Here is a 3,307-nt window from a genome sequence, read left to right as displayed (position 1 = left end):
GGCACCACCACCACACCCGCACGCGACCCCACACCCACCGACCCGACCCACTCCGCCAACCCCGCCACCGTCGGGAACTCGAACACCGCCCGCACCGCCACTTCGCTGCCGAGTTCGGCGCGGATGGCGTTGACCAGCCGGGTTGCCAGCAGTGAGTGGCCACCCAGGTCGAAGAAGCTGTCGTCGATACCGACTTCCGGTACCGCAAGCGTTTTGGCGAACAGCCCGCAGAGTGTCTCCTCCAGCGGGGTGCGCGGTGCGCGCGTGGTGGCAGCGGCGGTGTAGTCGGGGGCGGGCAGAGCCTTGCGGTCCAGCTTGCCGCTGACCGTGAGGGGCAGCGCGGTCATGGGCAGCAGCGCCGCGGGGACCATGTACTGCGGAAGCCGCTCCGCCAGGACGGCCCTGGCCCGGACCGGGTCGAAGTCCGCCGCGGGTTCCGGGACGACATACCCGACCAGGTGCTTCTCGCCCGGACGGTCCTCGCGAAGCACCACGGCGGCCTGGCGTACTCCGGCAACCGTTCCGAGGGCGGCCTCGATCTCGCCGAGCTCGATCCGGAAGCCCCGCACCTTCACCTGGTCGTCGGCGCGGCCGGCGAACATCAGCCGCCCGTCCGCCGTCCAGCGCACCACATCGCCCGTCCGGTACATCCGCTCACCCACCGCAAACGGACTCGCGACAAACCGCGAAGCCGTCAGACCGCTCCGTCCCACATACCCCCGCGCCAGCCCCGGGCCCGTGATGTACAGCTCCCCGGCCACCCCGGGCGCCACCGGCCGCAACGCCTCATCCAGCACATACACCCCGGTGCCGGCGATCGGTCCGCCGATACTCACCGGCTCGCCCGGCCGCTGGAAGGCCCCCGTGGCACACACCGTCGTCTCGGTCGGCCCGTAGAGGTTGGCCAGCCGGTGGTCGACGGACCACTGGTCCACGAGCGCGGCGGGGCATGCCTCGCCGGCGGTGAGGATGACCGTGCCTGCGGCCAGGGCATGCGCCGGCAGTGCGCCGAGCAGCGACGGCGGGACTGTCACATGGGTGACCCCGCGGGTCAGCCTGTCGTCCGGAGCGACCGTGGGCAGCGCCTCGGCACGCCCGACCCGCAGCGTGGCTCCGGCCAGCAGGGCCATCGCGATCTCCCAGAACGAGCCGTCGAACCCGATCGAGGCCAGTTGCAGAACCCGGCTGTCCGTGGTCACGCCCAGGGCGTCGATGTGGCATCTGACCAGACGGGTGAGGCCGGTGTGGCTGACGGCAGTGCCCTTCGGCCGGCCGGTCGAGCCGGAGGTGTAGATCACGTAGCAGGTGTTCTCGATGTGGAGCGGCGCGCGGCGGTCCACGTCGGTGACGGGTGCGGCGGAGCGGGTGTCCAGGTCCAGTGTGCCGAGCACGGTGGGGGCGACCGGGAGGCCGTCGGCGCGGGACTCGTCGTCCACCAGCAGCACCGCGGGAGCGGTGTCTTCAAGCATGAAGGCCTTGCGGGCCGTCGGGTAGGCGGGGTCGACGGGGACGTAGGCGCCGCCCGTCTTGATGACGGCCAGCATGGCGACCACCAGGTCGATGCCGTGATCCATGCAGACCGCGACCGGCGCCTCCGGTGCCACGCCGCGGCTGATCAGTTCGCGGGCGAGTCGGTTGCTGCGGGCGTCGAGCCGGCGGTAGGTCAGCGATGCGCCGTTGTGCTCCAGTGCCACACCGTCGGGGTTACGTCGCACCTGTTCCCCGAACAGTTCGGGGAACAGACGCGGGACGACCGGGGCCGAGCGGTTCCACTCGACCAGGATGAGCTCCCGCTCGGCCTCGGACAGCACCTCGAACGAACCCAGCCGCAGCGCCGGATCCGCGACGGCCTGGGTGAGTACGCGTACGAGCCGCTCCGCCAGCCGATGCGCGGTCTCCGGGTCGAAGAGATCCAGTGCGTAGCCGACCCGGATGGTCAGCCCGGCATCCTCGACGAACTCGAAGTCGAGGTCGAACTTGGCGGTGTCCGACCCGACCGGGACAGCGGCGCAGTCCGCACCGGGCAGGGAGAGGAGGTCACCGCCGCCCGCGGTCCATGCCAGGGCGATCTGGTAGAGCGGGTGGCGGGAGAGCGAGCGGGCCGGCTGGAGATCCTCGACGAGGCGGTCGAAGGACAGGTTCTGGTGCTCGAAGGCGGCGAGGTCGGCGGTACGGACCCGGGCCAGCAGCTCGGCGAACGTGGGATCGCCGCTGGTGTCGGTGCGCAGGGCGAGGGTGTTGGCGAAGAAGCCGACCAGGTCGTCGAGGACGTCGTCGTCGCGACCGGACACCACCGCGCCCAGGGGGAGGTCCGTTCCGGCACCGAGCGTGGTGAGCAGCGTGGCGAGAGCCGCTTGGACGACCATGAACACCGTCACGCCTTGTGTCCGGGCCAGTGCACCCACGGCGTCGTGCAGTTCCGGCGGGACCGGCAGTTCGATCTGTCCGCCTCGGTGCGACGCGCGGGCGGGACGGGGCCGGTCGGTGGGCAGCACCAGTTCCTCGGGCAGCCCGGCGAGTGCGCCGCGCCAGAAGTCGAGATCCGCCTGCTCGTCGTCGGCGTGCTCCTGCTGCCACAGCGCATAGTCGGCGTACTGGACCGGGAGCGGGGTGTAGACGGGGCTCTGCCCGTTGCAACGCGCGGTGTAGGCGGTGGACAGGTCCGCGGCGAACGGCCCCATCGACCATCCGTCGGTGGCGATGTGATGCATCACCAGGACGAGCGTCGATTCCTCGGCGCCGGACCGGATCAGTCTGGCGTGCAGCGGAAGGTCCGTGGCCAGGTCGAACAGGTGGCCGCATGCCGCTGTCACGGCCGCGGCGGCCTCTCCGGGCGTCGCACACTGCATCACGTCGAGGGCGGGTCGGGCTTCGGCGGCGGGCAGCACCTGCTGCACCGGTTCCCCGTCCACCTCGACGCAAATCGTGCGCAGACTCTCGTGTCGCGCCACGACGTCCTGGAGGGCCGCTGCCAGTGCGTGCCGGTCCAACGCGCCACTGATACGGGTGACCACCGGCACGTTGTACGTCGCGCTTGCGCCCTCCAGCCGGTGCAGGAACCAGAGCCGTCGCTGCGCGGCCGAGAGCGGCAGCCTCGCCGGCCGGGGGACGACGGCGGTCACACCAGGCATCGGCCGTGCGGCGTCGGCCGTCAGCCGGGGGACCAGTGCTGTCACGGTCGGAGTCTCGAAGATCGCGCGCAGGGAGAGATCCGCTCCGAGTGTGGTGCGGATGCGGTTGGTCAGACGGGTGGCGAGGAGGGAGTGGCCACCGAGGTCGAAGAAACTGTCGTCGATCCCGACCTCGG

Annotated in this window: 1 protein-coding gene; it reads right to left on the bottom strand. The window is 71.3% G+C overall.

The genetic code is table 11. The features are described 5' to 3' along the window. Positions 1 to 3,307 (bottom strand): amino acid adenylation domain-containing protein (locus ACFVXE_RS38830; RefSeq protein WP_389678480.1); only part of this gene is annotated, 3,307 nt, incomplete at both ends.

It is taken from the genome of Streptomyces sp. NPDC058231 (genome assembly GCF_042882275.1).
GTDB lineage: Bacteria > Actinomycetota > Actinomycetes > Streptomycetales > Streptomycetaceae > Streptomyces.
The sequence above is the reverse complement of the archived record's forward strand: the minus strand, read 5'-3'. Positions and strand labels throughout refer to the sequence as shown.